Below are 3,721 nucleotides of genomic sequence, written 5' to 3' on the forward strand. Positions count from 1 at the left end.
CTCCGCACCGCCCAGGGCCGCGCCCGCGCCCTCCGCGCCGCCCTGGGCGGCGGCCCAAGCGGCGTAGTAGGCCGCCGAACGGGCCGCCTGGACCGCGACGTACACATCCGCCAGCCGGTGCTTGACCGCCTGGAACGAGCCGATCGGGCGGCCGAACTGCTCACGCGCCCGCACATAGTCGACCGTCCGTGCGAGAGCCGCGTCCGCCGCCCCCACGGCCTCGGCGGCAAGCACGGCCGCGGCCGCCGCACCCACCGCCGCCAGCGCCTCCGCGACCCCGTCCCCGCTCCCGCCGTCATCCACCCCCAGCAACTCGGCGGATACGTTCCGCAGCTCGATGCGGGCCTGCGGGCGCGTCGCGTCGAGCGCGGTCAGCCGGGTGCGGACCAGCCCGTCAGCCCCCGCCGTAACCCCGTCCGCCCCCGCCGGGACGAGGAACAGCAGTGTCCGGCCGCGTGTATAGCCCCCGGCACGGGCGGCGACCAGCAGCAGTTCGGCGCTGTGCCCGCCCAGCACCTGCTCCACCTGCCCATACAGCCGCCACCCGGCACCGCCGTCGCCGTCCGGGCGCGCCTGGACACCCCCCGCGCGCCCCCCACCGGCCCACGCGCTGTCCCGTGCTCCTACGAGCCCGAGCGCTTCCGGCAGCGCGCGCCCCGGCACCGCGAGCGCCGCCGTAAGGGCGCCCTCCGCGATACGCGGCAGCAGCTCGGCGCGCTGTGCCTCCGTCCCCACCGCGGCGACCAGGGGCGCGGCGAACACGGCGGTGGCCAGTAGCGGCGAGGGCAGCAGCACGCGCCCTGTCTCCTCACAAGCCAGCGCCAGCTCGGTGACCCCGCAGCCGACGCCCCCGTACGCCGGCGGAAGGGCCAGGCCCGGCAGCCCGAGCGTCCGGGCGAGCCGCCGCCACAGGGCCTCGTCGTAGCCGGGCGCGGCATGGACCGCCGCCTTGACCTCGTCCGGCCCGCATCGCTCCCGCAGGAGTGTGCGCAGCGTACGGCGGATCTCGTCCTGTTCCTCGGTGAACGCGGCGTCCATCGGCGAGCACCTCCCGCAATCTGACGGACCGTCATACTAGGGACGGACCCCGGACTTTCCCACCCCTCCGCCCCCTCCACGGCTCCACCAAATCTGATGTACCGTCAGATTCATGTCGCCCGCAGCGCACCGCGCCCGTAAGGTCGCCGTCGTCGGGGTCTCCCTCTCCGACTGCGGCCGCGTCGACACGGCCACCCCCTACGCCCTCCACGCCCAGGCCGCCCGCCGCGCCCTCGCCGACTCCGGGCTCGACCGGTCGGTCGTCGACGGCTTCGCCTCGGCGGGGCTCGGCACCCTCGCGCCGGTCGAGGTGGCCGAGTATCTGGGGCTGCGGCCGACCTGGACCGACTCGACGGCCGTCGGCGGCTCCACCTGGGAGGTCATGGCGGCGCACGCGGCGGACGCGATCGCCGCCGGGCACGCCCGCGCCGTCCTGCTCGTCTACGGCTCCACCGCCCGCGCCGACATCCGCGCGGGCCGCCGCACCGCGAACCTCTCCTTCGGGGCACGGGGACCGCTCCAGTTCGAGGTCCCGTACGGGCATACGCTGGTCGCCAAGTACGCGATGGCCGCGCGCCGCCATATGCATGAGTACGGCACCACGCTCGAACAGCTCGCGGACATCGCCGTTCAGGCGCGTATCAATGCCGGGCACAATCCGGACGCGATGTTTCGCGAACCGATCACGGTCGATGACGTCCTGAGCGGCCCGATGATCGCCGACCCCTTCACCAAACTGCACTGCTGCATCCGCTCGGACGGCGGCTGCGCGGTGCTGCTCGCGGCCGAGGAGTACGTACCGGACACGGCGAAAGCCCCGGTGTGGGTGCTGGGTTCGGGCACGGCCGTCTCGCACACCACCATGTCCGAATGGGAGGACTTCACGATCTCCCCGGCCGCGGCCTCGGGACGGGCGGCCTTCGCGCGGGCGGGTGTCCGGCCGTCGGATATCGATGTGGCCCAGCTCTATGACGCCTTCACCTATATGACCCTGGTGACCCTTGAGGACCTGGGCTTCTGCGCCAAGGGCGAGGGCGGGGCGTTCGCGGCGAAGGGGCGGCTGACGCGGGACGGCGAGCTGCCGACCAACACCGACGGCGGCGGCCTCTCCGCCTGCCACCCTGGGATGCGCGGACTGTTCCTGCTGGTCGAGGCGGTACGCCAGCTTCGCGGCGAGGCCGGGGAGCGGCAGGTGCACAAGGCGGGCGGACGGCTGCCGGAGCTGGCCGTGGCGTCGGGGACGGGGGGCTGGTTCTGCTCAGCGGGCACAGTCGTCCTGGGCCGCGGCTGACCGGCCCCGCGCGGCGGCCGGGGGACGGTCAGCGGCCCGGGTCAGCGCCGGTCCCGGCTCGGCCCGCCCCTGCCGTACGTACGCCTCCGCTTGCCCCGGCCCATCGCGGGTGATCGGATGGGGAGCCGATGAGCGATGACCAGAACGAGGCTGAGGCATTCCGCGCACTGCTGCGCGGCCTGCGCGTACCCCATGCGGGCGAGCTGCCGGTCTTCGACCCGGACACGGCCCCGGACGCACCGCTTCCGCTCTTCCGGCGGTGGCTGCGGGAGGCCGCCGAGGCGGGGGAACCCGGCCCGCACACCATGACCTTGGCCACCGCGGACGCCGACCGCCGCCCGTCCCAGCGCACGGTGATGCTGCACGACGCCGATGAGCACGGCTGGCACTTCGGCACCCATCGCACCAGCCGTAAGGGCCGGGAACTGGCCGAGAACCCGTACGCCTCGCTCGCGTTCCACTGGATGCGGGCGGGCCGTCAGGTGCGTGTCAGCGGGCGGGTCGGCGAGGCCGGGCCGGAGGAGAGCGCTGCCGATCTGCGCGGCCGGTCCCCGGCGGCACTCGCGGCGGCGCTGGCCGGGAGCGGACGCCAGAGCAAGGTACTCGGCTCGCACGAGGAGCTGCTACGGGCCTTCGAGACGGCGTACGAGCGGGCCGAACGCGAACCGGACGCGACCGCCCCCACCTGGACCCTGTACGTCCTGGAGGCGGACGAGGTCGAGTTCTACCAGGAGGAGGCTCGGCGGCGGCACGTACGGCTCCGCTACCGCCGCGACCCGGACGAGCGCGGCGGCTGGCGGCGGGAACTGCTGTGGCCGTAGGGGCGGTGGGGCCGTGGGAGCGGTGGGGCCGTAGCGGCGGTGCGGCCGTTTGGCGACGAACGTAAGGGTGCGACGAGCCGGCGAACGCGACCGTAAGGCGCGCACCATTGAACGGTGCGACCGTAAGGCGGTTACGCCGTAACGCCAGGCAGACGCGGACAGGGGCCGACTAAGCGGCCTCGATGAAGTCCGGTGCGGTTTCGGGTGCGCCCCGAAGGGGCGCGGGGCTGTGTCGATATGCGGCTCCGCCGCGGCTGTGTCGATATGCGGCTCCGCCGCGGCTGTGTCGATATGCGGCTCCGCCGGGTGGGCGGCCAGCCACGACACAGCCGCGGATGAACGACCGCACCTCGCGGCACTTCCCGCGGAGCGCTTAGGCGAGCAGCGGCCGGAAGACGGGAACGGCGGGAGCGTCCCCCTCGGCGGCATCGGCCGTCCGGAACGCCACCCGGAGCCGCATCCCGACGCGCGGACCGCTCGCCGGGGCCTCGATGAGTTCGGTCATCATCCGCGGCCCCTCGGCGAGGTCGACGACGGCGGCGGTGTACGGGACGCGGGCGCCGAACGGCGG

At 74.4% G+C, this 3,721-nt stretch carries 4 protein-coding genes; 2 read left to right on the forward strand and 2 right to left on the reverse strand.

Translation table 11 applies throughout. From position 1 onward, the window contains the following. The coding region (locus KN815_RS27390) for an acyl-CoA dehydrogenase family protein (RefSeq protein ID WP_216344581.1) at positions 1–1,038 on the reverse strand (1,038 nt) is incomplete at its 3' end. A 112-nt stretch (positions 1,039–1,150) separates the two neighbouring features. Between KN815_RS27390 and KN815_RS27395 the strand changes: the two genes are divergently transcribed. Next, positions 1,151–2,329, forward strand: coding sequence for a thiolase C-terminal domain-containing protein (locus KN815_RS27395; protein ID WP_216344582.1), 1,179 nt, complete (start codon positions 1,151–1,153; stop codon positions 2,327–2,329). Between the two features lie 128 nt (positions 2,330–2,457). Beyond that, positions 2,458–3,150, forward strand: a complete 693-nt coding sequence (locus KN815_RS27400) for a pyridoxine/pyridoxamine 5'-phosphate oxidase (protein ID WP_216344583.1) — start codon at positions 2,458–2,460, stop codon at positions 3,148–3,150. Positions 3,151–3,523: 373 nt separating this feature from the next. Here KN815_RS27400 and KN815_RS27405 read toward each other — a convergent pair. After that, on the reverse strand, positions 3,524–3,721 hold a 198-nt coding region (locus tag KN815_RS27405), incomplete at its 5' end, for a Zn-ribbon domain-containing OB-fold protein (protein WP_216344584.1).

Source organism: Streptomyces niphimycinicus (assembly GCF_018883605.1).
GTDB lineage: Bacteria > Actinomycetota > Actinomycetes > Streptomycetales > Streptomycetaceae > Streptomyces > Streptomyces niphimycinicus.